This is a genomic window from Streptomyces sp. NPDC057428 (assembly GCF_042803195.1).
In the GTDB taxonomy this organism is placed as follows: Bacteria; Actinomycetota; Actinomycetes; order Streptomycetales; family Streptomycetaceae; genus Streptomyces.
The window spans coordinates 1-25,513 of sequence record NZ_JBHVCT010000028.1 but is presented as its reverse complement, the minus strand read 5'-3'; the positions used below and the strand labels follow the sequence as shown (position 1 = coordinate 25,513).

Sequence of the window (25,513 nt, the reverse complement as noted above, 5' to 3'; positions counted from 1 at the left end):
CGGCCGTCAGCCGCAGGGACCGCTCAGCCGCCCCCGGAAGACCGACTGCCCGTCCTGGGTCGCGGTGACCAGGACCGAGGTCTCACCGGGGGCAGCCGAGGGGACGACCTCGACATCGATCCAGCAGGGGCGGTCGAACTCGGCGTACTGCTCGAACGCGCTGGTGACCGTGGTCGGTTCGAAGGGTCGCGGATACAGGGCGGCGTTCGCCGCCTGGCTCGCGGCCTCCATCAGGACGAGCCCCGGGACGTGGTCGACCGGGTGGTCGTACAGCAGGACGTTGTCGACGTCGTTGCGCAACTGCCAACGGTGGGAACCGTCGCCGGGTGCCAGGACCACATCGCTTGGGCCGGTTCGTCCGACGGTACGGGGGTCGAGCGCCGGGAGCGCCGGCCACTCGTTCCACCTGCCGGTGAGATGGCGTCCGCGGAGCCTGCGGTAGGCGGCCGGGGATATCCAACCGAATTCGGAGTCAGCCCGCGCCACCACCCTGTCACCCTGGAGGAGACGGACGTCCATGCCAAGTGAACTGACGCTCCGCCCCCTCTTCTTGGGGTCCATGACGGTTATCCCGACCGTGAGTGGAGAGGAGTCCCCGGGAGCGGCGCGAAAACCGGGGACGACGGTGAAGTCGAAGTAATGCAGCAGTGTTTGGCAGGCGAGCGGAACCTCGTACGACGCGTGCGCGACGACGAGACCGCTCTGCCGGATGGTCTGGGTGAGCACACGGGGGTCGTACGGAAGCCCCGCCGGGGGCTCCGGCCACCTCGCGGTGAGCGAGAATTCGCCATCCTCGAGACGCTGCCAGCCGGTGAGGAAGACCCCGTCCTCGCGGACGAGGTGCACATATTCCTTCGAAACCCTGTGCCGGTCCCCCGCGGCAGATCTTGGCATATACGGGACAACAGGTATCTCCGGCACGGTTCCCCCCCACGTACATGGCGCAAAATTGGCGTACCAGCGCTGATATGATACCGGCCCATCGGTACTTTTTGAACAGTCGTCAGGCAAGGTCAAAGGGAGCGCGAGTTGGCACGACAGCAACGGGCGATCCGCACGCGCAGAATCTTCCTCGAAGCGGCCGCCGAGGTCTTCGACGAGCACGGTTACGACGCTGCCACCATCGCCTCGATCCTCGATCGGGCCGGTCTCACGCGGGGCGCGCTCTACTTCCACTTCACGTCGAAGGAGGAGCTCGCCCGTGGGGTCCTCGAGGAGGCCGTGACCGCGGACGGGGTCACCCCGCAGACGTTCAAGCTCCAGGAATGGGTGGACACGGCCCTGCTGCTGGCCTACCGGTTGCCCAGAGAACCCCTGCTCAGCGCCTCGATCCGACTGTCCGTCGACCCCCGCGCGCGTGGCCTCTTCGGCACCCGCTGGCCCGACTGGATCTCCCTGGGCACGGAGATACTGACCGAGGCCAAGGAGCGCGGTGAGCTCCTCCCGCACGTGGACCCCGTCGCCACCTCCCGGCTCTTCGTCGGCGCGTGGACGGGCGTGCAACTGGTGACCGAGTCGATGGCGGAGCCGCCGGACCTGGTCGCCGAGATCTCCGCCCTGCTCGAACTGATCCTTCCGAACAACGCGGTTCCGGGCGTCCTGGCCAGGCTGGACACCTCCCCGCACCGTGCGGAACGCATCATCGAGGAGAGCCGGGCGGTCGCCGTCTCCTGACCGCTCCACGCGGCTGCGGGCCGGGCGGCCGCGATTCACCCGATCGGGTGCGCGCGCCTGCGAAGTAGCTGGTCAGCCCGCATGGTGGCCCTATGTGGCTTCGCCGAACAGTCGTGGGCGCCATGGTCGTCCCGCTGGCTTTCCTGGTCCTCAGGGACGCGCCGGTGCGGCTCGTCGCGCCCGAGCGGACCACCGCGAAGCCGGCGGTCCCGGCGGGAGCCCCGAGGCCCACGATCGTCACGCGGGCGCAGTGGCACGCCGACGAGGGCCTGGTGAAGGAGCACGCGGTGTACACCGGATCGGTGAAGGCGGTCTTCGTCCACCACACCGGGCACACCAACGGCTACGACTGCGCCGACGCCCCCAAGATGCTGCGGGCCATGGAGGAGGCGCACGTCCGGGGTGAGGGCTGGGACGACATCGGCTACAACTTCGTCGTCGACCGCTGCGGGACGATATACGAGGGCCGGGCGGGCGGGGTGGGGCGCTCGGTGCGCGGAGCCCACGCCACGGGGTTCAACGCGCACAGTGTGGGCATCGCGGCGCTGGGCACCTTCGGCCCCGGGGTGCCGGTGCCGAAGGCGCTCATCGAGGGGATCGCGAAGGTCGGCGCGTGGAAGCTGAGCCGGAGCATCGATCCGCAGGGCCACGTGCGGATGGTCTCGACGAACGACGACAGCCTGTACGACCGTGGCGAGGAGGTCTACCTCCATGCCGTGTCGGGTCACCGGGACACCTATCGGACGGACTGTCCCGGCGAAGCGCTCTACGGTCAACTACCCGCGATCCGTGCGGAGATGGCCCGGCTCCGGGAACCGAAGCCGGGCTCGTAGACCGCTGCCGCCGCTTACCGGGCGACGAACTGGGTGAGCACCGCCTGCACCTCGTAGATGTCGACGCCCTTGGTGAAGGTCTTCTGGATCGGGGTCGCACTGCCCGAGAGCCAGATCGACAGCTCGGCGTCGAGCTCGAACGTCCCGGCCGTCTCCACCGAGAAGTGCGAGATGCTCCGGTACGGGATCGAGTGGTACTCCACCTTCTTGCCCGTTATCCCCTGCTTGTCGACGAGTACGAGCCTGCGGTCGGTGAACAGGATCGTGTCACGGATCAGCAGATACGCGGCGTGCACCTGTTCGTCCTGCCCCAGGAGCCGTGCGTAGTCGCTCTGTGCCGCCTCGACGTCGACGGTGTGAGCGTTGCCGAACAGTGCCATGAAGGGGCCTCCACCCGAGTGAAAGTGCCGACGCCGAACGCGTCGGAACCAGGGGAAAAGAATATCGGAGGCTTATCTGTTCGTGCCCTCGCACACCTTCCGGAGCACAGCGGAGGAATACCGTCATGCCGGCATCACCCCTCGCCAAGCGGCCCGTCGAATCGGTGCTCGCCCTTCTGCTGGTCCTCCTGAGCGTGCTGGGCCTCGCCGGCCGCAGCGCGGCGGACGCGCCCGCCAAGGCCCCCGCCCAGGCGGCTCCCGCGCACGCCGTTCCCGCGCAGGCCGTCATCGCACCGACCGTCACCGCGGGCACGGACTGGGACCGCATCGCCAAGTGCGAGTCCAGCGGCCGCTGGAACACCAACACCGGCAACGGCTACCACGGCGGGTTGCAGTTCGCGCCCTCCACCTGGCGGGCCTACGGCGGCGGTCAGTACGCACCGCGCGCCGACCTCGCCACCAAGTCCGAGCAGATCGCGGTCGGTGAGCGCGTCGCCCGCTCGCAGGGGATGGGCGCCTGGCCCACGTGTGGACGACTCGGCGCCAACGGCACGTCAGGTTCCTCGTCGTCGAGCAGCTCCGACCGTGGTGACAGCGCACAGGCCACGCCGCAGCGTCAGTCGAGCGGTTCCTCCGGTGGCTCGTCCAGTGGCTCCTCGCACCGCACGGACGGCGGATCGTACGGCAGCACGACCGGTTCCTCGCACGGCGGCACGAACCACAGCTCCGCCGGCTCCTCCTCGTCATCGGGAAGCGCCCCCGCTGCTGAGCACCACTCCGAAGACCTTGCCGACTCCGAGTCCTACGTCGTCGAGTCGGGCGACTGCCTCTCCGCGATCGCCGAGCGCGCAGACGTGTCCGGTGGGTGGAAGGCGCTGTACGAGATGAACCGCGAAGTCCTGGACCAGGGACCGCACCTGATCTTCCCCGGTCAGCGCCTGCGCCTGAACTCCTGACCTGTTGCGGTCACGTCGCGTCACGTCCCGTCCGCGACGACCACGTCGTCACGGTGGCCTCCGCCTACCGAGGATGCAGGTATCCACGATGAACAGCGCACCGGACACGGCACTTCACGGACTACGCCCGTTCAGCCGCTCGTCTCCGACGGCCGCACCCTGCAGTCCCGGGACCCGAAGCCTGCCCCCACTCAGGGCCGATGCCCGGTGGCGGGAAGCGCGTCCACTCCTGAGTACGTCGGCACGCGCAAAGCCGGGACATGAGAGCCACGAGGCCGGCCGCATCGCCGCCCTCCCCTCCGCAGCCAAACCCTCGCGGCACGACAGTCGGCTCAGCAGGCCCGCTCAGCGACCGAAGGTGTGCGAGCCCCGCGTCACCCCGGACGTGTCCCCCGACCCGGACTCCGCCGTGTGTCTGTGGCACTCGGGGTTGTGGCACGGTCCCGGGCCCCAGTGGGGAACGAAGATCCCGAGGGTCTTGTGCCGCTCGATCACCGTCTCGACGGGCTGCTTGCAGGCCGGGCACGCGTACTCCGCCTGCCGGCCGGTCTGACGCTCGGTACTGCCCACATGTGCACGGTAAGCCCATAAGGGGTAAATCAAAACTTCTGCGACTCTTTGCCTGGTGACGCGAGAAGCGTGCCCAGGTGGAACCTGGTGCTGTCCCACGAACGGGAGCGAAGGCCTCGACGGAAGGACACCGGTCATGGCACGTGCTCCGTCACCGACCGCGGCGTCCAGAGGGCTGGGCCTCTCCGAGGTGCGTCCTCACGACCCGAGGGGGACGGGGACGGTGCGGTCCGTCGCGGCACGCATGGACGAGGTGATCACGCAAGGGCTGCGTACCCGTCCGGCCGCCGTCCGGCCCGGGGACACCCCGCAAGGCACCGCCGAGTCGCGGCGGCAGCACCGTGCGGACCTCGTGATCTCCGATCCGGGAGACCTCCTGATCACGGGGCTGGACTGATGGTGCGGGGCTGGATGTGGGAGTACGAGGGGTACGACCCGGAGAAGGAGCGCCTGCGTGAAGCCCTGTGCACCCTGGGGAACGGCTACTTCGCGACCCGGGGAGCCGCGCCGGAGACCCCGGCGGCCCGGTCGCACTATCCGGGTACCTACGTCGCGGGGTGCTACAACCGGCTGACCTCGTCCGTCCAGGGCCGGCAGGTCGAGAACGAGGACATGGTCAACCTCCCCAACTGGCTGCCGCTGCGCTACCGCATCCGCCCGGAGGGAGCCCGGCCCGGCCCCTGGCTGACCCCGGACCACACGTATTTGGTGGAGCACCGCCAGGCGCTCGACCTGCGCGGCGGGACGCTGACCCGCAGGTCCGTCTACCAGGACACCCGGGGCCGGCGGCTGACGGTGGCGCAGGAGCGGCTGGTGCACATGGGCGACCCCCATCTCGCCGCACTGCACACGGTGTTCGGTGCCGAGGGCTGGTCCGGCGAGCTGGAGGTGGAGGCGGGGATCGACGGCGACATCCGCAACAGCGGGGTCGCCCGCTACCGGGAGCTGGCCGACCGGCACCTCACCGGCTGGGAGACGGGCACCGAGCCGGACTCCATGGTGTGGCTGCGCTGCCGGACCGTGGAGTCGGACATCGGGATCGTGCTGGCCGCCCGTACCGTGGCCTCCTGCGGCCCCGAGCGCAACGGGGACCACCGGGCCGAACCGGTGCAGCAGCCGCGTGCCGTCCACCAGACGCTGCTGCTCCCCCTGGACCCGGACTCGGACGCGGTGGTCGACAAGACGGTCGCCCTCTACACCTCCCGCGACCCCGCGATCGGCAGCCCGCTGCACGCCGCGGTGACCGCCGTGTGCGAGGCGCCGGCGTACCACGGGCTGCTTGCCTCCCACCGGCGGGCCTGGGCGGACCTGTGGCTGCAGGCCAAGCTCGAAGTGCGGGGGGAGCCGGGGCGGATCCTGCGGCTGCACCTCTTCCACGTACTGCAGACCCTCTCGCCGCACACCGCGGAACTCGACGTCGGGGTGCCGGCAAGGGGGCTGCACGGAGAGGCCTACCGGGGGCACGTCTTCTGGGACGAGCTCTTCGTCCTGCCGTTTTTGAACCTGCACCTGCCGGAGGTCTCGCGGGGGCTGCTCGACTACCGGCACCGGAGGCTGCCCGCGGCGTGTGCCGCGGCGCGCGAGGCCGGCAGGCGAGGGGCGATGTATCCGTGGCAGAGCGCCGACGGGGGCCGCGAGGAGACCCAGGAGGTCCATCTGAACCCCCGCTCGGGGCGCTGGCTGGAGGACCGTTCGCGTCTGCAGCACCACGTCGGCTCGGCCGTGGCGTACAACGTGTGGCAGTACTGCCAGGCGACCGGCGACACGGAGTACCTGTACTCCAAGGGCGCCGAGATGATGCTGCAGATCGCCCGCTTCTGGGCGGACAGCGCCGAGTGGGACGACTCGCTGCGCCGGTACCGCATCCGGGGTGTCGTCGGGCCCGACGAGTACCACGACGCGTATCCGGACGCCGAGTCCGCGGGCCTTGACGACAACACGTACACGAACGTGACGGCCTCCTGGGTGCTGGCGCGGGCCGGTGAGATCTTCCACGACCTGCCCGCGACCCGTCGTCGGCAGCTCCTCGACGTCATCCGGCTCGACCCCGACGAGCTAGACCGCTGGGAGGACGTGTCCCGACGGCTGTACGTGCCCCATCACCGCGGCGTCGTCAGCCAGTTCGCCGGATACGGCGACCTGGCCGAGCTGGACTGGGACGGCTACCGGCGGCGGTACGGGGACATCCGCCGACTCGACCGCATCCTGGAGGCGGAGGGCGACACCGTCAACCGCTACCAGGCGTCCAAGCAGGCCGACGTGCTCATGCTCGGCTACCTCTTCTCACCGAGGGAACTGGCCGCGATCTTCCGGCGGCTCGGCCACGAACTCGACGACGAGGCATGGCGGAAGGCCGTCGACTACTACGCGGGGCGCACCAGTCACGGCTCCACCCTCAGCTCCCTCGTCCACGCCTGGGTACTTGCGAGGGTCAACCGCGACGAGGCCTGGCGATACTGCGAGGAGGCGCTGATCGGCGACGTGGCGGACATCCAGGGCGGTACGACCGAGGAGGGCATCCACCTGGGGGCGATGGCCGGCACGCTCGACTTCGTACAGCGGGGGATGACGGGCCTGGAGACCCGCGACGACGCGCTCTGGATGGCGCCGGCCCCGCTGCCCCAGCTCTCGAAGTTCCGGATGCGGATCCGGTTCCGCCGGCACTGGGACGTCGACCTCCGGCTGCGCGCCGAGCGTCTGCGGATCGCAGTACCCGACTCGGGACGGCCGGGGGTCCGCGTGAGGCTGGACGGCAGCGCCTACGTCATCGCCCCGGGCACCTCGCGCTGGCTGGAGCTGCCGACCGACATGCCGGGCGGCTCATGAGGGCCGGGAGGACACCAGGACGCCGACCTTGTCGATGCGGTGCTCGGGATTGTGCTGGGCATCGCGCCAGAAGTTGCCCGCCGCGTCGTCCTCCGGAGTCGCGCAGGTGGAGAGGGTGATCATCGCCCGGGTCGGCTTCTCGCCCGGCTCGCCCGGCACCTGGGCACGCTGCTCCGCGAGCGAGTGCGCGGAGCGGAAGGACGTGAGCCGGCTCTCGGTGATCCGGTACTCGTACACCGTGCCGCTCTCCTCGACGAGGACCTTGTCGCCCTTGTGCAGGGCCGGCAGGTCGTGGAGCGGGCCTCCGGCGGAGAGCCGGTGGGCCGTCACGAGGTAGTTCCCGACCTCGCCCGGTCCGACGCCGCCGTCCACGCCGTACGGGCTGGCGGCCACGCCCCGGTCCTGCACACGGGTTCCCGGCGCGTCGTCCGTCGTGCCCTCGTACGGGACCACGCGCAGGTCCGTCACACCGATCGCGGGGATGGTGAGCTCGGCGGTCGTGGTCCTGGGATCGGTCCTGTCCTCCGGTAGTGGACCGGCGGTCGCGCCGGCCGCCGACACCGCCGGGGAGGCAGTACCGGGCGGCCCGGCCGCCGCTGCCGCGCCGCCGGCGGCGAGTACGAGGACGGCCGCGCCGGCGACGGCCCGGGAGGCTCTGCGCAATCCATGGGTTCGGTGCATGGCGGGATCCGGATCGGTAGCCGGGTGTACTGGAAGGTGCGGGCGGGGAGCGCCCGCACCTTCCAGTACACCACCGCTCACCCGATCGCGTCGGGTGCGCCGAGCAGCGCACGCACCTCGTCGGCGTCCAGCTCGGTGAGTTCCTCGCCCACGAGCAGCCACCGGGTGATGCCGGCCGACTCCAGGAACGCCAGGTCGTGCCCGGCGATCAGGAGCGCGCCCTCGTAGGCGTCGAGCGCGCCCGTCAGCTGCCGCACGCTCGCCAGGTCGAGGTTGTTGGTGGGCTCGTCCAGCATCAGCAGCTGAGGCGCCGGTGCGGCGAGCATCGTCGCCGCGAGCGCGGCACGGAACCGCTCGCCGCCGGAGAGGGTGCCCGCCGGCTGCTCGGCGCGCGCCCCCTTGAAGAGGAAGCGCGCGAGCTGCGAACGGATCTCGTTGTCGGTGATCCCGGGCGCCAGGCGGGCCACGTTCGATGCGACCCCGAGCGCGTCGTCCAGCACGTCCAGCCGCTGCGGCAGGAAGCGCAGCGGTACGAACGTCCTGGCCTCGCCCGCGAGCGGTTCCAGCTCCCCGGCGAGGGTGCGCAGCAAGGTCGTCTTGCCGGCGCCGTTGCGCCCGACGAGCGCGATGCGTTCCGGCCCCCGGACCTCGAAACCGCCGTCGCGCAGGCTGCCGAAGCGCGGGCGCGGCCCCTGCACGCTCAGGACCGTGCGGCCGGAGGGCACGGCGGTGCGGGGGAGCCGCACCCTGATCTCGTCGTCGCGGATCGCCTCCGACGCAGTGTCGAGCCGCTCCCTCGCCTCGTGGAGCCGGTCCTCGTGCAGGCCGCGGAGCTTGCCCGCCGCCTCCTGGGACGACCGCTTGTGCCCACCCGCGACGATCTTCGGCGCGCGCCGCTGGGCATCCATCTTCTTGTTGTGCCGCTGCCGCCGGGCGATCTTGGTCTGCGCCTCCTCCAGCTCGCGCTTCTGACGGCGTACGTCGGACTCCGCGGCGCGCACCATGCGCCCGGCGGCTTCCTGCTGTGTGGCCAGCGCCTCCTCGTAGGCGGACCAGCCGCCGCCGTACCAGCTCACCGAACCCGCGCGCAGGTCGGCGATGCGGTCGACCCGTTCCAGCAGGTCACGGTCATGGCTGACCACGACGAGCACACCGGAGCGCCAGGAGTCCACGGCCTCGTACAGCCGGTGGCGCGCGAACACGTCGAGGTTGTTGGTCGGTTCGTCGAGCAGCAGGACGTCGGGGCGCTCCAGCAGCAGCGCGGCCAGCCGGAGCAGCACGGTCTCACCGCCGGACAGCTGCCCGACGGTCCGGTCGAGACCGATGTCACCGAGGCCGAGCGACCCCAGGGTCGCCAGGGCGCGTTCCTCGACGTCCCAGTCGTCGCCGACCGTCTCGAAGTGCTGATCGGCCACGTCGCCGGCCTCGATCGCGCGCAGGGCGGCACGCCGCTGTGCGATGCCGAGGGCCGTCTCGACGCGCAGCTCCGTGTCGAGGGTGAGGTTCTGCGGCAGGTAGGCCAGGCGCCCGTTGACGGTCACGGACCCCGCGGAGGGGCGCAGCTGCCCCGCCAGCAGCCGCAGAAGGGTCGATTTCCCGGAGCCGTTGGTACCGACCAGGCCGGTGCGGCCCTGGCCGATACCGAGGGACAGTCCGTCGAAGACCTCCGTGCCGTCCGGCCACCCGAAGGACAGGGCGGAGGTAACTGAGGGACGCGGCGGGGGCGGTGGGCTGAGACATGTGATCCTCGCAGTCGCAAGCATGTGAACGGGGGATTCGTATGCGAGCAACACGCGGCGACCGGCCGGGAGGGGGAGCTGTGCGGTCCTGGGGACGTACGGGGACGGCTCATGCACCGAGGTCGCATCCACGCGGATGTCACGGGCGGCGGAAAGCCGACGCAGGCGTGACGGGCTGCGGCAGGGCCGCACCGCGCGATGTTCGCGGACCTCAGATGCGCAACGTCCACCTCTATCGGAGACGACAGGACTCAGAAACTGTATACCTGGGCGCACCGGGACGGGGTGAATGAAGCCCGTCGTCGCCCCGGGGGCCCCGCCGGCCGCCCGGAGTGGCGGCGGAGTGTCGGCCGGGCCCCGCGGGGTGGATGCTGGCAGCATCGGCCGGGTGGGGAGACCCGATGAGGGCGCCACCGTGCCGGCTCCCGTTGCGGTCGCCCGCACCCGCACCCCGCCCGCGTCCCGGTCGGCCGTCATCCCGGCGTCGTTCCCGTGCGGCGGGCCCCCGGCCGTGAGAGGCGGACCCATGGCGCCACGCCCCCACTGGATCTTCGGGGACCAGCTCGGCCCGCACTTCCTCGACCCCCGCCGCGGTGGCCCCGACGGCAAGGCTCCCGTAGTGATGATCGAGGCGCGCTCGGTGCTGCGGCGACGCCGTTTCCACCGCGCCAAGGCCCATCTCGTGCTGTCGGCCATGCGCCACCGGGCCGCCGAACTCGGCGACCGGGTCACCTACGTCCAGGCCGAGACGTACGCCGAGGGACTCGAGCAGGCGGCCGGGCTCCGTACGACCCGGCCGCCTGCCGCCCGTGACGAGGACGACGATCGCCCGGTGGGGCAGAACTCCCGTGGCCGGCTGACCGTCTGTCATCCCACCTCCCGCGCGGCGCTCGATTTCCTCGGCCGGTACGGCGACATCGAGATCCTGCCCGCGAAGGGCTTCCTGGTGGCCCAGGACGACTTCGAGGAGTGGGCCGGCCGCAACGGAGGACGCAGCTTGCGGCTGGAGGGCTTCTACCACTGGGTACGCGAGCGGCACGATCTGCTGATGGACGAGGGTGAGCCGTCGGGCGGCAGGTGGAACCTCGACCACGACAACCGCGAGGCTCCGCCGCGCGGACAGGACACCCTTGACGTCCGGCGCCCCTGGCAGGCCCACGAGGACGACATCGACGAGGAGGTCCGTCACGACCTCGACCGCTGGGAGCGCGACGGGGACGTCTCCTTCGTCGGCAGGGACGGCCCGCGCCGCTTCCCCGCCACCCGGCGTGAGGCGATGTCGGCGCTGCGCCACTTCATCACCCACCGGCTGGAGGACTTCGGCCGGTACGAGGACGCCATGCTCGCGGCCGATCCGGTGATGAGCCACAGCCTGCTGTCCGCTCCACTGAACCTCGGCCTCCTGGACCCCGCCGAATGCGTCGAGCGCGCCGAGCGGGCCTACCGGAGCGGCCGCGCGCCCCTGAACAGCGTGGAGGGTTTCGTACGGCAGATCTCCGGCTGGCGCGAGTACGTGTGGCACCTCTACTGGCACTTCGGCGAGGACTACCGCGCCCGCAACGCACTGCGCCACACGACCCCGCTTCCCGACTGGTTCCTGGAGCTCGACGCGGACGCGGTCACGGCCAACTGTCTCTCCACGGTGCTCACCCAGGTGCGGGACACCGGCTGGACCCACCACATCCCGCGGCTGATGGTGCTGGGCAGCCGCGCGCTGCAGGACGGCTGGGACCCGGCCGCGGTCACGGACTGGTTCCACCGCTGCTTCGTCGACGGTTACGACTGGGTGATGCTGCCCAACGTCGTGGGGATGTCCCAGTACGCCGACGGCGGCCTGATGACGACCAAGCCGTACACCTCGGGCGGGGCGTACATCCACCGGATGAGCGACCTCTGCGGTCCCTGTGCCTACCGCCCCACCGAGCGCACGGGCGACCGGGCCTGCCCCTACACCACCGGCTACTGGGCCTTCATGGACCGTCACCGCACCCGCCTCTCCTCCAACCACCGCACCGCCCGCGTGGTGAAGGGCCTCGACCGTCTGAAGGACCTGGACGAGCTCCTCACCAAGGCGAGGGAGCGTGGCGCGGCACCGCCGTGACGTGGTCGTGGACGGCACGGGCACCCTGACGTGCGCACCCTGATACCGCGGTACGCCGGCCTTGCACGGGAAGCCGTGCTCCTCAACCCGAGCCCGGCGACCCGGGGACTCCGACCTCATCGCGACGAAGGTGGGTGGTCGGCCCGTCTGGACACAGCCCGCCGACTGGCCGGACCGCGAGAGCGGTCACCGCATGGAGCACCTCCTGGCCGTCACCGGCGATATTCAGTTGGGTGACTGCGGCGGCGCCTATTTCTTCCGTTGCCGCCGGTGCGCAGGACTTCCGGCGCGTGACGGCGCCATAGGTGCCGGAGAATGCGTCAGTCTTCCGCGTGGCCGGCATCTGCGTGATGGTTCGAATTTGCCGATATGCCGCCGAAACGGAAAATCCCCCGCATCCGGAGTTAATGGCCGGTTGCCGGTCGGTGGCTGCGCTGCGGTGCTTTATCCTGCTGGTTCATCCTGCCGTGGACGTGGGGCGCGACGAACTCGCGCTCCTCATCGTTTCCCCTGGTCTCGCCCGGTCCTGGCGATGGAGGTCCTGGCGTCGTCATGTCTCGTTGCCGAAAGTGGCACCTGAATTACGGTATATTTCCCAGGTGCCTCCTTGCCGGTTCGCAATACCGCGATTCGCTCGCTCGATTGGTGCGTGGCAACATCCCGTGTCGGGGTGAACCTAATGGGAAGTGGTGCGTCCTTTTCGTGGTAGAGTGTTAATGCATTCACAGGGCGTCACAATTAAAAGGGGAATGGCGTGAATACCGAGAAGGTTACGGCTCGACGTCTGGCGGCCGAGGAGATTTCGGGCTTGGGCCTGCAGGATGGCATCTTCGTCTCGGCGGGGACGGAGGGTCTTCCTCTCGACTGCTATGCCCCGGCTTTCCTCACGGAGCCGGGTAAGAACTTCGAGGGCGGGTCCTTCGTTGCGAGGACGGTCTTCGGTGAAGAGGTTCACGTCCTCCCGGACAACGCTGAAGAGGCCGGTATCTGGATTGCCGACAAGGCGGGAGAGGAGATCGAGGTTCTGCAGAGTGCCGGCGTCCTCCTGAATCTCGCCCTCTTCGTGCCCAACGGCAGCAGGGAATCCCTGGATTCGCTCTACTCCGCCGCGCGGGACGCGTTCGGCGCGGGCGTCGTACAGCGCTGGAGCGAGGAATCCGTCGCGGTCCCGGACGTCAAGGTCGACCTGTACGAGGAGCCGGCCCGGGGACGTAAGAACTCGAACAGCCAGAACCGCGACCGTCGCGCCCTGGACATCTACCCGACCCGAGTGCGGTTCCTGGAGCCCAGTGAGGGCTGGAAGTTCGTCGTCGAACCGCACCAGGAGATCGTCGACGACACGCCGACGATCTGACCTGACGGCAGCCGTGGGGTCGTGGCGGAGGCGCAAGCCGCCCCCAGTGGTTCAAGCAGGAGCGCGTAGCAACCTCCTTGCCATGAGGGGCTGATGCGCAGCGCAGCCGACGCCCGGCCGGGTCCTCCCGGCCGGGCGTTCCGCATGGCGGGTGCGGAATTCCGCGACGGGCGTCGTGCTCGCGCTCCGGGAACTCACGGCGTCCAGGACCCTCTGATCCGGCCTCCAGCCGTTCCGTGCAGGGAAGTTCGGGTACCCGAGTGGCACGAACGAACCGACGGACGAGCATGGAGAGCGCCATGGCGAAGACGAAGGCATCCGGCTCCACCCACCCGAAGGCCGCCTCGGAGGCAGGCCGGGCCGCCAAGGGTGGCAAGTCGAAGAGCAGCAGAAGGGCCGCTGCGAGCGCGCTGTCGCAGACCTCCGGCAAGGCGGGTACGGCCGAGGCGAAGACGACCACGTCCGGACCGGCCTCAGCCGCGGGCAAGACGGTCCGGGCCAAGAAGCGGTCGAAGGCCGAGAAGACCGCCGCGGCCAGCGCCCTGGCCCAGTCCGCACCGCGCAGGCCCGGCAAGAAGGTTCTCACCGCCGCCGCCAAGGTGCTGGCGGACAAGAAGTCGACCAAGGCGGCGCGATCCGAGGCGGCGAGCACGCTCGCACAGGCCGCGGCGCACGCGCTGAAGTAGCGCGCGCGGTCGTCTTGTCGGACGCCCGGCTACGCCGAGGGCACGGATGGGGCACAGCGAACCGGGGCCGCGTGACGGCCGTCGGCCCCGTCCGGCCCGAAGCCGCTGGCCGGACCGCACCGTGTTCCCCGCTCCGCCTCATGTCCGTCGCGGAATCCCCGTGTTTGTCGCCGGCCTCCTGTGGATTCGTCCGGGACCGGTAACAGAGGGAGCCTGTACGGACGTTCGTATGTCTCCATGGACGCACGGCATCGGCGGAGACGACAGAGGGGCGGGGACATGGCACGGCACAGGGAGAGGGGATGGAACGGCCGGCTTCTCGCGGCGGCACTCGGGGTGACCATGCTGGCCGCAGCCGCCTCGGTGTGGACGGCGCAGGCCGACCAGGTCGAGGGGCGACAGCCACAGGCGCGTGAATCCGCGCCGGACACCCGGGTGGCCAGGGTCGCGGTGGACATCGCGCACGCCTCGGACCGTGGACCGCAGGGTGTCAACATCACCATCGACGACGGACCGGACCCGGTCTGGACACCGCAGGTGCTGCAACTGCTGAAGGACAACGGGGTGAAGGCCACGTTCTGCATGGTCGGCACGCAGGCCCAGGCCCACCCGGACCTCGTCAAGGCGGTCGTGGCGGCCGGGCACCGGCTGTGCAACCACACGGTCTCGCACGACACCACCATGGACACCAAGTCCGAGGCGTACCAGTCACAGCAGATCCTGGACGCCGAACGCATGATCATCAAGGCGTCCGGCGGCGTGCGGCCGCAGTACTACCGGGCCCCGGGCGGCGCCTTCACCCCGTACAGCCGACAGCTCGCGGCATCCCGGGGAATGCGGCCGCTGGGCTGGAACGTCGACTCCAGAGACTTCGAGCGTCCCGGCGCGGAAGCCATGGTCGCCACCGTCAAGACCGAGATCTCCGGTGGGCCGACCGTCCTCTTCCACGACGCCGGAGGGGATCGGTCCCAGACCGTGGACGCTCTGCGCGAGGTACTGCCCTGGCTCAGGGAGCAGGGGTACGTCTTCGGCTTCCCGGTGAGGTGAGCGGAGTCCACCCGTTCCCCGGAGCTGTACGTGGGCTGCTCCGAGAGCGCCGGACCCGGAGCCCGCTCCCGGCTCACGAGCTACCGCGTGGAGCGGTGGGCCCGCACGCCGCGTGGACACCACGGTGCACGAGGACCGGATCGGCCTGTAATACCCGCGCATCGTGCGCCCGGACGCCTCGGGGCGCCGAGGGTGGGCGTCACGCGACTACGCCGAAGTTCTGGGGCTCCGATAGGCTGATGACCGCGAACACTGGCCCGTATAGGGGCAGAGCATGACATAGAGGAGCAGTCTGATGTCGACCCGCAGGATATCCTCCGGTGTCTGGATCGTCGTTTTGCTGGCTGCCGCCCTCGCCACGGTTTCCTTTCTCTCGGTGCAGGCTTCGCGGAACATACCTGCGCAGGGCACTGCGAGTGTCGATGCCAAGCCGAGTCCGAAGCCCCACCCCCACCCCTCCGCCGCCAAGCCCAAGACGTTCAGGGTTCCCGACGACTCCGGAACCGGGCGTCGAGTCGTGTATTCGCTTTCCCAGAAAAGGGTCTGGCTGGTCTCCGAGAGCGAGTCCACGACCCGTACTTTCCCGGTCTGGCCGGGCAATGTGCCTCCGGTGGAGGGGAAGCACTCGGTGACCTTCCGGCGCGAGGAGGGTACGGGCAGCGACGGTGTGCGAATTGAGCACGCGGTCTATTTCGGGGTGCGATCAGCCTTTTCCAATGCCCTTGACGGAGCCTCGCCCGCACCCGACAGCACCGTGAAGACCGGCGCGATTCGCGAGACCGTCGCGGACGGATCAGCGCTGTGGGATTTTGCCACCAAGGGGACGTTCATCCACGTCGTCGGCTGAGTGCGAGCTGTTTCCGAGATCATGACGTGAAGGCTTCGCGGGCGGTTTCCGCTCGTTCGGACATCCTTAAGCGCGCCTGGAGCCTCGTTCCTTCCGTCCTGACGGTTTCTTTCTGCGTTTCGGTCTCCACGCGCCGAACGAGTCCGTGACCAGTCCGGTCTTCGTCCCGCAGGCGACGTCCTTCCGGGCCGCGCGTACCTCCGTGCCGCTCGTCCGCTGCTCGCGTCCGGCGGCTGCGGAGCCCTTCACGGAAGCAGGGCCCGGACCGCGCGACGCGGTCCGGGCCCTGCCCTCTGCACAGCCCTTGGGCGGCGGTGGGTGCGTCAGCTCTGTGCGGCGGCGTCGTCGCCCGCCTGCCCGGCGCCCCCGGCCGAGCCCGTCTTCTCGCGCATCTTGCGCACCAGCTCCGCCTTCTGGTCGGCAACCTCCTTACGGTCGAGGTTGCGGTGCGGACCGTTGTTCTGACGCTCGGCGCGGGACAGCTTCTTACGCTGGCCGCCGCCCATGCCCACGGGGTTGTTGATGTTCTTGCTGTCGGTCATGGGTTCTCCGTGATGTGAAGTGATCTACGGATCCATCGGTGGGGGACGGGCGCGGCGACGTCGGGGGACGTCAGCGGGGGCCCATCACGCTCTCACTCGTGAATCGGCGTCTAGAAGATTATGAGAAAGACGTTACCCGGTTCTGCCGCCCCCGCACTCCAACCCCTTCGCCGCCCCGCCCCCGGGCATCGAGCTCCTGGCTGTGCCGGTCGACCAGGCCGTGCGCCTGGACCGCGGCAGACGTACCGGGGCGGGCTGAAGATCGGCAAGCCCGGAGAGCGCTACGGGCAGGCATCTGGGCGCTGACGGCCAGAACGGCGGCGATGACGGGATGGGCTGTCGAATGTGTCGAGGCCGTGCGGGAGATGCGGTCGTGGGCGTGCCGCGCCCGTGTGGCAGCGATTCTTCATCTCACCTGGACGGCGGCACGAGGGGTTCCGGGATGGGAATTGCCTCAAGTCGCGACTGAAACTTTGCGTCATGTGAGTTAAGGAAAGAGGCGCACCGGAGTGAATAGGCTTATGGTCAACAGTTTCCTTATCTCCGATTGTCACTTTGATGGAGTGTCGTTGTCGCTGGAATTGCTCGCTTCCTCTCCTGGGTGCGGAAGATTGCTGCGTAATATTCGGCGCAAACGTGACGGCTGCTCGGACGTTTGGCTGGGCCGGGTGGGCCGTGGACCACGACTCTCCGACAGGAAATGGCCTCTCGATGAAGTTGAAGATCCCTAAGCTGGCTTCCCGCCGCGCTCTCTCCGGCTGGCTTGCCTCGGGGCTTGCCGCGACCGTTGCCGGTGTCATGGTCGCCGTGACACCGACGCAGGCGCTGGCCATCGCGACTCCCGTGCCGTTGGGCACGGCTGCCTCGTACTCCGTCCTGGCGGGTTCGGAGATCACGAACACGGGGCCCACGGTCATCAGCCAGGATCTCGGGGTGAGCCCGGGGACGGCGATCACCGGATTCCCGCCCGGGCAGGTGCTCGGTGCGGTGCATTCTGCGGACGCCGCGGCGCTGCAAGCAAAGAGCGATCTGGTCGTGGCCTACAACAACGCGGCGGGCCAGGCCACGGATTTCGCGCTCGCGGCGGGTATCGGGAACGGCGACACACTGCTTCCGGGCGTGTACACCGCTGTGTCGGGTGTGGGACTCACCGGTGACCTGGTCCTCGACGCCGGGGGGAACCCGAACGCGGTCTGGGTGTTCCAGATTCCCGAAGCCCTCACCACGGCGTCCTCCAGCCGGGTGCTTCTGACGAACGGTGCGTCTGCCTGCAACGTGTACTGGCAGATCGGCAGTTCGGCCACGCTGGGTACCAACTCCACGTTCGTCGGCACGATCATGGCTCTGACCTCGATCAGTGTGACCACGGGGACGAACATTCAGGGCCGTGCGCTGGCCCGCAACGGTGCGGTGACGCTCGACAACAACCGGATCTTCCCCGGCACGTGCTCGACCACGACCACGGGCGGAACCACGACCGGAACCACGACCGGCACCACGACCGGCACCACTACCGGAACGACCACTGGAACCACGACCGGTGTGCTGGGTGGTGTGCTGGGTGGCGTGACGACCGGCGGCGCGACGACGGGCGTGGTCGGCGGTGTACTCGGAGGCGTTTCGACCGGGGGCTTGGTCGCCGGCCAGGTGACCGGCGGTACGTCCGGGAACATCTCCGGCAACACCTCGGGGAACGTCGCGGGCAACATGACCAGTGGCAACACCGCGGGCAACACGACCGGTGGCAACACGGCGGGCAACACGACCGGCGGTAACGGCGGCGGGCCTGGCGGCCCCGGCCACGGCGGTCCGGATCACGGCGGTCCGGGTCACGATCACGAGGGTGGACCGGACAAGGGACACGAGGGTGGACCGGACCATGGTCCCGAGGGCAAGCCTGGGCACGGTCCGGGGGGCAAGCCCGGCCACGGTCCGGAGGGCAAGCCTGGGCACGGCGGCGACGACAAGCACGGTGAGCACCACGGCTACGGGGACAAGCCCGATGAGCAGGGTGGCCCGGAAGGTCACGCGGGCTAGGTCTCGGACCCGCATGGCAGTCCCGGGAGTCACGGGGGCCAGGTCTCGGACTGACCGCAGGTATCGAATGACTGGATGACAGCTCGACGGCATGCGGCAGATTCCACTTTCTGTCGCATGCCGTCAGTGGTATTCGCTACAACGCCATTAAATGCGAGAGTTGGCATGAGAAGAACTGGGTGGGCGGTGTCCGGCGGAACGCAAGCAGTGGACACGGAAGAAGCGCAACAGTCCGAGTCCGGTGTGCCCGGCGCCGGCGTCAAGGGAGAGGTCGTGTCGCCGAAGCGGGCGAAAGCAGCCCGCGCCCTGCACAGAGGTCTGTTCACCGTGGTGCTCATGTGTATGGCGACAGCGCTGACCCATGTCGCCATGGTTTTCCTCCATGTGGCACCCGCGAACCCTGTGTCGAAGCGGTACAGCCCACAGGTGAACGCATGGGTGTATCCCCTGTTCGAGCAGAACTGGCGGCTGTTCGCCCCTGATCCGGACTCCGCCAACCGGCAGATCCTGGCGAGGACGTCGCACACCGCTGCGGACGGATCGGTCCGGGTGAGCGACTGGTTCGACCTGGCCGCCGTGGATTCTTCCGCAGTCGAGCACAACGTGTTCCCGAGCCACACGACGCAGAACCTGTTGCGGCGGGCGTGGACGACCTACGTCGAACTGCACGGTGACGACGACGCGGCGAACTCGGAACGGGCCGTGATGTTGCAGCAGTACCTGCGCAACATCGCCGCCGGCCGTTTCGCGCACCACAACAGCGATCCGTTCGAGTTCATCCAGCTTCGTGTCCTGACACTGCCCATCGCAGCTCCCGGCACGGCGGCTTCGAAGCGTCCGCCCGTACCGGTCGAGAACCGGCTTCTGCCCTGGTGGAAGGTGACCCCACATGGGATCTGAGCAGATCACCCCGTTCCCTTCCCAGGCCGTGCCGCCCGACGGACCGCCGGGACAGACGACCACGGACACGCGTGTCGTCCGGTGGCTGAGTGACCGCGCCGGTACGTTCTGGGCTCTGGTGACCGGCCGCCCGGTGTCCTTGTACGCGGCCGCGGTACTGCGCATCGGTTACGGGCTGCTGTACCTCGCCTTCCTCCTGCGTGAGTTCCCGCACCGGAGCGAGATCTGGGGCCCCGCCTCGCCGTGGACACCCGAACTGGCGCAGGAGCTCTTCGAGCAGTCGGGGTGGAACAGCGTCCTGACTCTGTCCGACAGCCGCGCCTACTTCGAGCTCTGCTACGCGGCGGCCGTGGTGACGTCCGTCCTGTTCACGCTGGGCTGGCGGACGCGCATCATGTCCGTCCTGTTCGCCGTGGTGGTGGTCTCCTTCCATGCGAGAGCGATCTTCATGACGGACGGGGGTGACAATCTGATCCTGCTGATGGCCCTCTACCTCGTCCTCACCGCGTGCGGCCGGCGCTGGTCCCTGGACGCGCGCAGAACCCGACGGGCGGTCGAACGAGCCGGCACAACGCCGCCGCGCGCGAAGACCTTCTGGCTGCGGCAACTGACCGACGCACGGGTCACGCTGACGACCGTCGTGCACAACTGCGGACTCTTCGTCATCGCAGCCCAGGTCTGTCTCCTCTACGGAGCGGCCGGCCTGTACAAGGTCCAGGGCCCCTCCTGGGGAGGTGGCACCGCCATCCACTACGTGCTGAACCTCGAACTCTTCCAGCCCTGGCCCGCGCTCTCGCATCTCGTGGATCAGTACCCCACCGTGGTCGCGGTCGCCAGCTACGTCACCGTACTTCTGCAGGTCGCCTTCCCGTTCGTACTCTTCGGCAGACTGAAGTACCCCGTCCTCGCCATGCTGCTGGGCATGCACATCGGCATCGCGGTCCTCATGGGCCTCCCGCTGTTCTCCGGGGCCATGATCGTGGCCGACGCGGCGTTCCTCCCCGACCGCTTCTACACGTTCCTGGCCCGCCACGCCCGGCGCCTGGCCACACGAGCCGGCAGGCGATGGTCCAGCCCTTCAGGAGAGGCGGATTCCCGATCCGTACCTCCACAGCTCAGGGGCGGCCCACCGGCCTCGGGCCAGCAGATCACCCCAGGACGAGAACGTCCGGCCTCAGCCGGCAAGGACAAGCTGGTCCCCGACCCGCGTTGAGTCTCCGGCAGTTGTCACCGGGCCGGTGGATTTCCCACAGCATCTACCAAGTAATCGCTACCTACTGTGGCCGGATGCCGGGCGGTTCACCGGCCTGCGCACTGACGGCCGAACACCGCCCGGGCTGAGCTGTGGCACCTGTTGACGCCGCTGGTTCCCGTGGCGGCGGAGGTCGTGGAAGTCGCTGACCGAGGTCCGTGAAACCCCTCCTTCATCACAGTGGGTCACTCACTGTTACGCCACATGGGTGGATTCCTCCACGCGGCTGTGTAAGCGCCTCGGCACAGCGATGCACAATGCGCTCAAGTTTTGATCTTGGCGACCTGTTGAGCAGCAGTGTGCCCATACACCCGGAGATGCACTACCCGTGGTTTCGAGGATGAGCCCCACCGTCAGGAAGCGCCGCCTGGGAGCCGAGCTCCGTCGACTCCGCCTCGACAGCGGACTGACCGGTGGGCAAGTGGCCCAGCGCCTCCTGATCTCCCAGCCGAAGATCAGCCGCATGGAGAACGGCCACTGCGCCATCAGGCCTCGCGACGTCCGCGACCTCTGCGCACTCTACGGCGTGACCGACCAGCAGCTACTCGGCTCCCTTATGCGGATGGCGAAGGAATCCGCACAACAGGGCTGGTGGAATGCCTACGGCGACATCCCCTACAGCATCTACATCGGCCTGGAAGCCCACGCCCACTCCATCAACTCCTTCGCGCCCATGGTCATCCCCGGCCTGCTGCAGACCCCCTCCTACGCTCTGACAGTCATCGAGGAAACGATCCCTCTGGTCACCGCCGAACAGGCATCCAATCGCCTGAAGGTACGACTGCGCCGCCAGCACCGGATCTACGACCCCGTCGACCCGCTGAGGCTTCGCGTCATCCTCGACGAATCAACGCTACGTCGAGTCGTTGGCAGCCCCTGTCTCATGCGCGAACAGCTAGAGCACCTGAACGCTCTGAACGACGAGCCGCACATCACCGTGCAGGTCCTCCCGTACAGTGCGGGTGCCCTCCCCGGTGTCACAGGACAGTTCGCGATCCTGAACTTCGCGGACAGCCCCGAAGCAGGGGTGGTGTATCTCGAAGGATCGACCAGCGACCTGTACCTGGAGAAACGATCCGATCTGGAGCATTACGACCTCATCCACGCCCACCTGCAAACCCGGGCGCTCAGCCCCGACGCCACCCGGCACTTCGTCTCCCACATCATCGGGAGCTACGGCGCTTCCGCACCGTGACCGTCGAAAGACAGAACCCCACGCGGGGCAAGGGGGGCGTGGTCCTGCCGGCCTTCTCCGGACCGACCTTCGCCGACACCTCGACCGGTACGCCGAGAAGGAACTCGCGCTCTGAGCTTGGGAATCAACGGTTCTTGAACGGCTGTAGTGGCCCTGAGCTGCATGTTTGGTTTAGACGTGCGGGGCCGGAGCGGTCTCCGGGCACCGTACCTGACCGCTGTTGTCCGCTCTGCTGGGCACGGATGGGGCACGAGAGCTGGCAGTGCGACGCGTGCTCCGGGTGGGCCGACTGGTCAGAGGGGGATGATGCGGACTTGGTTGCCGCAGAGTTTGGTCATGTCGTCGCTGTCGGAGGTCAGCAGGGCGGCGGGTTTCGGCTGGCGGAGCGCGACCTCGGCGACCGTGGCGTCGATCGCGTACTTGTGCCCGTGCAGTCCGGCGCCTTTGAGGAGCTCAGCCGCCGCTTTCGCCGCCTGCTCGGTGACGGGCTCCACCTTGGCACGTGACAAGGCCCAGTTCAGGCGGGGCATGTTGGTACGGGAGTGGGTGACTTCAACGATGGTGTTCGCCCCGATCACCAGATCGGCTCCCATGTCGTGGAAGACCTGCAGCATCGCGAGGAGCTTGCGGTCCTGCACGATCCAGGCGGAGAGTCCCTCAGAGTCCAGGACAACGGTCTCGATGCGCTCGTTCACGCGGCGTCCGCATCCTTGGAGGAGCCGACGGCACCGAAGATCTTTGCACGGGCCTCGGTGAGCTCCTCGTCGCTGAAGTGTCCGTGTTCTTCCTCGTGGCGGCGAAGGTCGTCGCCCAGCAGCTGGTGCCGAATCTGGCGGGCCACGGCTTCCGCCACGTAGCCGGAGACGTTGTCCGTGAGCTTGCGGAGCTCCGCCACCTGGTCGCTGGGGAGCGTGACGGTGATGCGAGTCGTTGAGGACATACGTCAAGCATACTGGAGTATGCATAGGAGGGCTTGTGGCTTCCCCTGACGCTCCGCAGTCGAGGTCGCATGATGAAACCGGTGGGGTCTGATGCACCGCTCGACGGTGTTCCGCTGCTTGCAGACCTTGCGGTCGAGCTGGGTGGGCAGCCACCTCGGTGGCCCCGCCGCAGGCGGTGGCTGGTCTGGTCGGAAGGCTGCGGGATCACCGCCTGGATTCCCCGGCGCCGGAGGTGGCCGCGGATGGCGCGGGAGGGGTAGGGCCCGGTCGGCCAGCACGGCGAGGGGCCGGGTTCGCGGTCTGCCGGGGCCGCTGCGCGCCCGGTCTGGATCAGGAGCGTCAGACCGGGGGCGATCTCGACCCGGGCATCCAGCGGGGTGTCGAAGACCGCGAGGTCTCGCAGGCAGGTCAACTCCGTTGCTTCGGGATCGCAGCACAGCGTCTTCGTCTGTGCGAGGGCGAAATCGCGTACCTCCTCAGCGAGGAGGCCGCCCTGGACGGCTCGGGGCTCGGCGGGCAGACTGAGCTGAGTGTGCGGCCGTCGGTGGTCAGGTGCTCGGCGGACAGTCGTCCGGCCTCGTCCCAGGCCGAGGTGACGGTGAGGGAGTCGCCGAATACGCGGGCGGTTTCCCGCCCGGCGACATCGTGGGTGAAGCCGACCCGGTGACCCCCGCGATCAGGTGACCGGGGCGTCCACCGTTGTCGTAGGCGTAAGTGGTCACCTGCCCGGTGGGTGTGGTGCGGCGGGTGCGGCGGCCTACGGCGTCGTACGCGTAGTCCATGGCGTATCCGTCCACCAGCTCGGTCTTGACCTGACCGCGACGGTCGTACCGGTAGAGGAGGCCTGGCCCTGTGCCCACTCGACGGTCCCGGCGAACGATTCCAGCGCACCGGCGGCCTTCTCGAAGGCGTCGGCGGCCTTGAACCACTTCGGCGGCGCGACGGACACCGAGTCCCGGAACGCGTCCGCCGCCTGACCCTTCAGGGCGGAGGAGTCCAATCCCCTCATGCCACCGCCGACCTTGTCGAAAGCGCCCTGCAGGTCCTTGAGGTGGGACGCGGTCGAGCGGAGTCCCGACGGGCTTGCGTAGATGAGCTTCGTCTTGTCCTCGGTCTGCCCGAGGTCCATCTCGTCGACCTCGGCGCCCATCCGGTTCGCCACCGAACGTGACTGTTCGCGCACCCAGTCTGCGCCGGAGTCCCAGCCCACGTCCTGCAGCCGGTCGGCCGTCCAGTTGCCCGCGTCCTCGACCCGGTCGCCGGCCCACTCGACACCGTCCTCGACACCGTCCTCGACACCGTCCTCGACACCGTCCTCGACGACGTCCTCGACACCGTCCTCGACACCGTCCTCGACGACGTCCTCGACGACGTCCGGAGTGAGGTCGCTGACGATATCCCCGAGTCCCATGGATCAGTTCCCCCCGTTGTCCTGCTGCTGTTGCCGGGACCGTTCCTCGGGCGAGGGACCGAACGTTTCGTCCACGGATCGGTCGAAGGCTTCCTGGTCGACACCGAGAATGTCGTTCAGCTGGTCTGCCTGACGGCCGCCGTTCCCCTCGGTCAGTAGCGCCCGCCCGGTGTCCTTCCACGTCTGCCCGGCCTCGTCCGCCGCCCGCTCGAAGGACTCCGCGCTGTAGTCCGGGCTGAGGTAGTCCGGGGTGAACACATCACCCCAGTTCTGCTTGACGATCTCGTCCTCGGACGCGTGCGGGTTGCCCACCGCGGCGTTGACCACGACCTTCATGGTGCCCTGGACGTACTGGTCCTCCTCCCACAGGATTCCGGCGGCCAGGCCCAGCTTCGCCGCGATGGCGTTGGCGTCCTGCACCAGGGCCCGGACCCCCACTCCCACCGCTCGCAGAAGTCCTCGAAGTCCACCGACAACCCGTGGTGACCCGCCTCCATGCCGGTCATCGACAGGTCCGACAGCCCCTTGCCCAACACCGCTCCGGTACCGGTACCGAACTCCTTCAGCTCCGCCACCGCCGCCCGCAGACCACTGGTGATCTGCTGGACACTGGCCCGGTCTACGTTCAGATCCTCAGCACCACTGCCGCTCATCGGGCCCCGCCCCCCCGTCATGCACCTGTGCCCCCACCGCGGCTTCCGCATCCTGCGCGTCGACGGCGACCGCGTCAGGCACGATCCTCTTCACCGGAGGAAAGAGCATCGAGCCGTCCGGGTCGGCGATGTTCACCGCGAGCCCGGCCGGCACGCCCATCGCCGGAATGATCTCGTCCAGAAGCCGCGCACCCCGCAACTCGGCGAACTCCCACGACCGCCCGACAGCACCGGCATCGCTCCCGGTGCTCCGTGCCTGCGCGAACCGGGCCAGCGCTTCCTCGTCGGTGAACCCACAGACCCAGCGGATGCCGCCGAACTCCGCGGTCCACAGCCCGCCACCGTCGAACGGCACCAGTACCAACGCCCGCCGCAACTCACCCAGCATCGCCCGCGGATCTCCGATGCCGGCCCGCCGCTCTGCGATCCGATCCGCCAGCGCTGTCCCCTCAGCCATCGAGCCCCCGTTCACGTGCCACCGTCCACTGACCCCGGTGCTGGTCCAGGGTTCGAAACACCGTAGGACACCATGCTCGGTATGAACCAGCGGTTCCACCGACCCTGCCGCCCCCAGGGCGGTCTCCGTGGACCTGTGGCCTGCGACGCATGGACGGGATCGACACGGCGTGCGACCGGAGGCGCGGGCCGGTCAGGATGAACAGACCGGCCCCGTAAGACGTAGCGTGGTCCGGACAACAAAAAAGCCCCCGGCCGCTGGTCTGGGGCTTTTCATGGAGCGGGGTGACGAGAATCGAACTCGCGCTCTGAGCTTGGGAATCAACGGTTCTTGGGCCAAGACCGCGAAGTTTGCTGATCGGCGGGGCTGTCAAGGGGTGATTTGTGCTGGTGGGAGGGTCTGGACGCACGACGGGACCCCTGACGATGGTG

24 protein-coding genes and 3 pseudogenes are annotated in these 25,513 nt (G+C 68.9%); 14 read left to right on the top strand and 13 right to left on the bottom strand.

The window, feature by feature from the left end; translation table 11 throughout:
- Nucleotides 1–6 precede the first annotated feature (6 nt).
- A complete protein-coding gene (locus tag ACFU5K_RS13970) occupies nt 7–894 on the bottom strand; it encodes a ScbA/BarX family gamma-butyrolactone biosynthesis protein (protein WP_384060424.1) in 888 nt (295 codons plus the stop codon).
- Between the two features lie 135 nt (nt 895–1,029).
- On the opposite strand from ACFU5K_RS13970, the gene ACFU5K_RS13965 reads away from it, so the two are divergent.
- Both ACFU5K_RS13965 and ACFU5K_RS13960 read left to right on the top strand, forming a co-directional pair.
- Nucleotides 1,030–1,674, top strand: coding sequence for a ScbR family autoregulator-binding transcription factor (locus ACFU5K_RS13965; RefSeq protein ID WP_384060422.1), 645 nt, complete (start codon nt 1,030–1,032; stop codon nt 1,672–1,674).
- 92 nt (nt 1,675–1,766) lie between these two features.
- On the top strand, nt 1,767–2,507 hold the full coding sequence (locus ACFU5K_RS13960) for a peptidoglycan recognition protein (protein WP_384060420.1): 741 nt from the start codon (nt 1,767–1,769) through the stop codon (nt 2,505–2,507).
- A gap of 14 nt (nt 2,508–2,521) precedes the next feature.
- Here ACFU5K_RS13960 and ACFU5K_RS13955 read toward each other — a convergent pair whose 3' ends face one another.
- Nucleotides 2,522–2,887 carry a PH domain-containing protein gene (locus ACFU5K_RS13955; RefSeq protein WP_384060418.1) on the bottom strand — a complete coding sequence of 122 codons (366 nt, stop codon included), beginning with the start codon at nt 2,885–2,887 and terminating at the stop codon, nt 2,522–2,524.
- 125 nt (nt 2,888–3,012) lie between these two features.
- Between ACFU5K_RS13955 and ACFU5K_RS13950 the strand changes: the two genes are divergently transcribed.
- A complete protein-coding gene (locus ACFU5K_RS13950) occupies nt 3,013–3,843 on the top strand; it encodes a transglycosylase family protein (protein WP_384060415.1) in 831 nt (276 codons plus the stop codon).
- A 345-nt stretch (nt 3,844–4,188) separates the two neighbouring features.
- Here the strand turns inward: ACFU5K_RS13950 and ACFU5K_RS13945 are convergent, their stop codons facing one another.
- The gene (locus ACFU5K_RS13945; protein WP_384060412.1) at nt 4,189–4,413 is read right to left on the bottom strand and encodes a hypothetical protein; all 225 of its coding nucleotides are present in this window, start codon (nt 4,411–4,413) and stop codon (nt 4,189–4,191) included.
- 136 nt (nt 4,414–4,549) lie between these two features.
- Between ACFU5K_RS13945 and ACFU5K_RS13940 the strand changes: the two genes are divergently transcribed.
- Nucleotides 4,550–4,810: a hypothetical protein gene (locus ACFU5K_RS13940; protein ID WP_384060410.1), complete on the top strand. Its 261-nt coding sequence runs from the start codon at nt 4,550–4,552 to the stop codon at nt 4,808–4,810.
- The gene (locus tag ACFU5K_RS13935; RefSeq protein WP_384060407.1) at nt 4,810–7,239 is read left to right on the top strand and encodes a glycoside hydrolase family 65 protein; all 2,430 of its coding nucleotides are present in this window, start codon (nt 4,810–4,812) and stop codon (nt 7,237–7,239) included. The genes ACFU5K_RS13940 and ACFU5K_RS13935 overlap by 1 nt, the downstream gene beginning before the upstream one ends.
- On the opposite strand, the gene ACFU5K_RS13930 is transcribed toward ACFU5K_RS13935, so the two are convergent.
- A complete protein-coding gene (locus tag ACFU5K_RS13930) occupies nt 7,234–7,920 on the bottom strand; it encodes a class E sortase (RefSeq protein WP_384060404.1) in 687 nt (228 codons plus the stop codon). The genes ACFU5K_RS13935 and ACFU5K_RS13930 overlap by 6 nt on opposite strands.
- A 77-nt stretch (nt 7,921–7,997) precedes the next feature.
- Entirely contained in the window at nt 7,998–9,683 is a 1,686-nt protein-coding gene (locus tag ACFU5K_RS13925; RefSeq protein WP_384060401.1) for an ABC-F family ATP-binding cassette domain-containing protein, read from the bottom strand.
- A gap of 502 nt (nt 9,684–10,185) precedes the next feature.
- Here ACFU5K_RS13925 and ACFU5K_RS13920 point away from each other — a divergent pair.
- From ACFU5K_RS13920 to ACFU5K_RS13900, 5 genes are all read left to right on the top strand, one after another.
- Nucleotides 10,186–11,760 (top strand): cryptochrome/photolyase family protein, encoded by a 1,575-nt coding sequence (locus ACFU5K_RS13920; RefSeq protein ID WP_384060399.1) that lies wholly within the window; start codon nt 10,186–10,188, stop codon nt 11,758–11,760.
- A gap of 754 nt (nt 11,761–12,514) precedes the next feature.
- Nucleotides 12,515–13,114: a hypothetical protein gene (locus ACFU5K_RS13915; RefSeq protein ID WP_384060398.1), complete on the top strand. Its 600-nt coding sequence runs from the start codon at nt 12,515–12,517 to the stop codon at nt 13,112–13,114.
- 299 nt (nt 13,115–13,413) lie between these two features.
- Nucleotides 13,414–13,800, top strand: a complete 387-nt coding sequence (locus tag ACFU5K_RS13910) for a hypothetical protein (RefSeq protein ID WP_384060395.1) — start codon at nt 13,414–13,416, stop codon at nt 13,798–13,800.
- A gap of 279 nt (nt 13,801–14,079) precedes the next feature.
- Nucleotides 14,080–14,847 (top strand): polysaccharide deacetylase family protein, encoded by a 768-nt coding sequence (locus tag ACFU5K_RS13905; RefSeq protein WP_384060393.1) that lies wholly within the window; start codon nt 14,080–14,082, stop codon nt 14,845–14,847.
- A gap of 295 nt (nt 14,848–15,142) precedes the next feature.
- Nucleotides 15,143–15,694 carry a hypothetical protein gene (locus tag ACFU5K_RS13900; RefSeq protein ID WP_384060390.1) on the top strand — a complete coding sequence of 184 codons (552 nt, stop codon included), beginning with the start codon at nt 15,143–15,145 and terminating at the stop codon, nt 15,692–15,694.
- Between the two features lie 323 nt (nt 15,695–16,017).
- Here the strand turns inward: ACFU5K_RS13900 and ACFU5K_RS13895 are convergent, their stop codons facing one another.
- Nucleotides 16,018–16,236, bottom strand: a complete 219-nt coding sequence (locus ACFU5K_RS13895) for a DUF6243 family protein (protein ID WP_384060388.1) — start codon at nt 16,234–16,236, stop codon at nt 16,018–16,020.
- A gap of 711 nt (nt 16,237–16,947) precedes the next feature.
- Between ACFU5K_RS13895 and ACFU5K_RS13890 the strand changes: the two genes are divergently transcribed.
- The 4 genes from ACFU5K_RS13890 to ACFU5K_RS13875 all read left to right on the top strand — a co-directional run bounded on the left by ACFU5K_RS13890 (nt 16,948) and on the right by ACFU5K_RS13875 (nt 21,620).
- The gene (locus tag ACFU5K_RS13890) at nt 16,948–18,273 is read left to right on the top strand and encodes an ice-binding family protein (RefSeq protein WP_384060386.1); all 1,326 of its coding nucleotides are present in this window, start codon (nt 16,948–16,950) and stop codon (nt 18,271–18,273) included.
- Between the two features lie 165 nt (nt 18,274–18,438).
- Complete coding sequence (locus ACFU5K_RS13885; protein WP_384060383.1) at nt 18,439–19,173, top strand: DUF5819 family protein; 735 nt, start codon at nt 18,439–18,441, stop codon at nt 19,171–19,173.
- Nucleotides 19,163–20,386: an HTTM domain-containing protein gene (locus tag ACFU5K_RS13880; protein WP_384060382.1), complete on the top strand. Its 1,224-nt coding sequence runs from the start codon at nt 19,163–19,165 to the stop codon at nt 20,384–20,386. Before ACFU5K_RS13885 ends, ACFU5K_RS13880 begins: the two co-directional genes overlap by 11 nt.
- Before the next feature lie 379 nt (nt 20,387–20,765).
- A complete protein-coding gene (locus ACFU5K_RS13875; RefSeq protein ID WP_384060379.1) occupies nt 20,766–21,620 on the top strand; it encodes a helix-turn-helix domain-containing protein in 855 nt (284 codons plus the stop codon).
- A gap of 293 nt (nt 21,621–21,913) precedes the next feature.
- Here the strand turns inward: ACFU5K_RS13875 and ACFU5K_RS13870 are convergent, their stop codons facing one another.
- The 7 genes and pseudogenes from ACFU5K_RS13870 to ACFU5K_RS13840 all read right to left on the bottom strand — a co-directional run bounded on the left by ACFU5K_RS13870 (nt 21,914) and on the right by ACFU5K_RS13840 (nt 25,082).
- On the bottom strand, nt 21,914–22,315 hold the full coding sequence (locus ACFU5K_RS13870; protein ID WP_384060376.1) for a DNA-binding protein: 402 nt from the start codon (nt 22,313–22,315) through the stop codon (nt 21,914–21,916).
- Nucleotides 22,312–22,560 carry a hypothetical protein gene (locus ACFU5K_RS13865; RefSeq protein ID WP_384060373.1) on the bottom strand — a complete coding sequence of 83 codons (249 nt, stop codon included), beginning with the start codon at nt 22,558–22,560 and terminating at the stop codon, nt 22,312–22,314. The genes ACFU5K_RS13870 and ACFU5K_RS13865 overlap by 4 nt, the downstream gene beginning before the upstream one ends.
- Before the next feature lie 90 nt (nt 22,561–22,650).
- Nucleotides 22,651–22,878: pseudogene (locus tag ACFU5K_RS13860) on the bottom strand (IS5/IS1182 family transposase); the annotation flags it as partial.
- Nucleotides 22,879–23,109: 231 nt separating this feature from the next.
- Nucleotides 23,110–23,343: a hypothetical protein gene (locus ACFU5K_RS13855; RefSeq protein WP_384060370.1), complete on the bottom strand. Its 234-nt coding sequence runs from the start codon at nt 23,341–23,343 to the stop codon at nt 23,110–23,112.
- A 53-nt stretch (nt 23,344–23,396) separates the two neighbouring features.
- A pseudogene (locus ACFU5K_RS13850) lies at nt 23,397–23,972 on the bottom strand (putative T7SS-secreted protein); the annotation flags it as partial.
- A gap of 3 nt (nt 23,973–23,975) precedes the next feature.
- Nucleotides 23,976–24,625, bottom strand: a pseudogene (locus tag ACFU5K_RS13845) (hypothetical protein).
- Nucleotides 24,606–25,082 (bottom strand): hypothetical protein, encoded by a 477-nt coding sequence (locus tag ACFU5K_RS13840; RefSeq protein WP_384060367.1) that lies wholly within the window; start codon nt 25,080–25,082, stop codon nt 24,606–24,608. Before ACFU5K_RS13840 ends, ACFU5K_RS13845 begins: the two are co-directional and overlap by 20 nt.
- Between the last annotated feature and the right edge of the window lie 431 nt (nt 25,083–25,513).

Excerpts from the sequence above, each read along its gene's own strand:
- ACFU5K_RS13895 (WP_384060388.1), bottom strand. The coding sequence starts at position 16,236 with ATGACCGACAGCAAGAACATCAACAACCCCGTGGGCATGGGCGGCGGC.
- ACFU5K_RS13935 (WP_384060407.1), top strand. The coding sequence starts at position 4,810 with ATGGTGCGGGGCTGGATGTGGGAGTACGAGGGGTACGACCCGGAGAAG.
- ACFU5K_RS13955 (WP_384060418.1), bottom strand. The coding sequence starts at position 2,887 with ATGGCACTGTTCGGCAACGCTCACACCGTCGACGTCGAGGCGGCACAG.
- ACFU5K_RS13890 (WP_384060386.1), top strand. The coding sequence starts at position 16,948 with ATGAAGTTGAAGATCCCTAAGCTGGCTTCCCGCCGCGCTCTCTCCGGC.
- ACFU5K_RS13880 (WP_384060382.1), top strand. The coding sequence starts at position 19,163 with ATGGGATCTGAGCAGATCACCCCGTTCCCTTCCCAGGCCGTGCCGCCC.
- ACFU5K_RS13940 (WP_384060410.1), top strand. The coding sequence starts at position 4,550 with ATGGCACGTGCTCCGTCACCGACCGCGGCGTCCAGAGGGCTGGGCCTC.
- ACFU5K_RS13960 (WP_384060420.1), top strand. The coding sequence starts at position 1,767 with ATGTGGCTTCGCCGAACAGTCGTGGGCGCCATGGTCGTCCCGCTGGCT.
- ACFU5K_RS13885 (WP_384060383.1), top strand. The coding sequence starts at position 18,439 with ATGAGAAGAACTGGGTGGGCGGTGTCCGGCGGAACGCAAGCAGTGGAC.
- ACFU5K_RS13930 (WP_384060404.1), bottom strand. The coding sequence starts at position 7,920 with ATGCACCGAACCCATGGATTGCGCAGAGCCTCCCGGGCCGTCGCCGGC.
- ACFU5K_RS13855 (WP_384060370.1), bottom strand. The coding sequence starts at position 23,343 with ATGGACTACGCGTACGACGCCGTAGGCCGCCGCACCCGCCGCACCACA.
- ACFU5K_RS13910 (WP_384060395.1), top strand. The coding sequence starts at position 13,414 with ATGGCGAAGACGAAGGCATCCGGCTCCACCCACCCGAAGGCCGCCTCG.
- ACFU5K_RS13840 (WP_384060367.1), bottom strand. The coding sequence starts at position 25,082 with ATGGCTGAGGGGACAGCGCTGGCGGATCGGATCGCAGAGCGGCGGGCC.
- ACFU5K_RS13905 (WP_384060393.1), top strand. The coding sequence starts at position 14,080 with ATGGCACGGCACAGGGAGAGGGGATGGAACGGCCGGCTTCTCGCGGCG.
- ACFU5K_RS13920 (WP_384060399.1), top strand. The coding sequence starts at position 10,186 with ATGGCGCCACGCCCCCACTGGATCTTCGGGGACCAGCTCGGCCCGCAC.
- ACFU5K_RS13875 (WP_384060379.1), top strand. The coding sequence starts at position 20,766 with ATGAGCCCCACCGTCAGGAAGCGCCGCCTGGGAGCCGAGCTCCGTCGA.
- ACFU5K_RS13900 (WP_384060390.1), top strand. The coding sequence starts at position 15,143 with ATGTCGACCCGCAGGATATCCTCCGGTGTCTGGATCGTCGTTTTGCTG.
- ACFU5K_RS13950 (WP_384060415.1), top strand. The coding sequence starts at position 3,013 with ATGCCGGCATCACCCCTCGCCAAGCGGCCCGTCGAATCGGTGCTCGCC.
- ACFU5K_RS13865 (WP_384060373.1), bottom strand. The coding sequence starts at position 22,560 with ATGTCCTCAACGACTCGCATCACCGTCACGCTCCCCAGCGACCAGGTG.
- ACFU5K_RS13925 (WP_384060401.1), bottom strand. The coding sequence starts at position 9,683 with ATGCTTGCGACTGCGAGGATCACATGTCTCAGCCCACCGCCCCCGCCG.
- ACFU5K_RS13970 (WP_384060424.1), bottom strand. The coding sequence starts at position 894 with ATGCCAAGATCTGCCGCGGGGGACCGGCACAGGGTTTCGAAGGAATAT.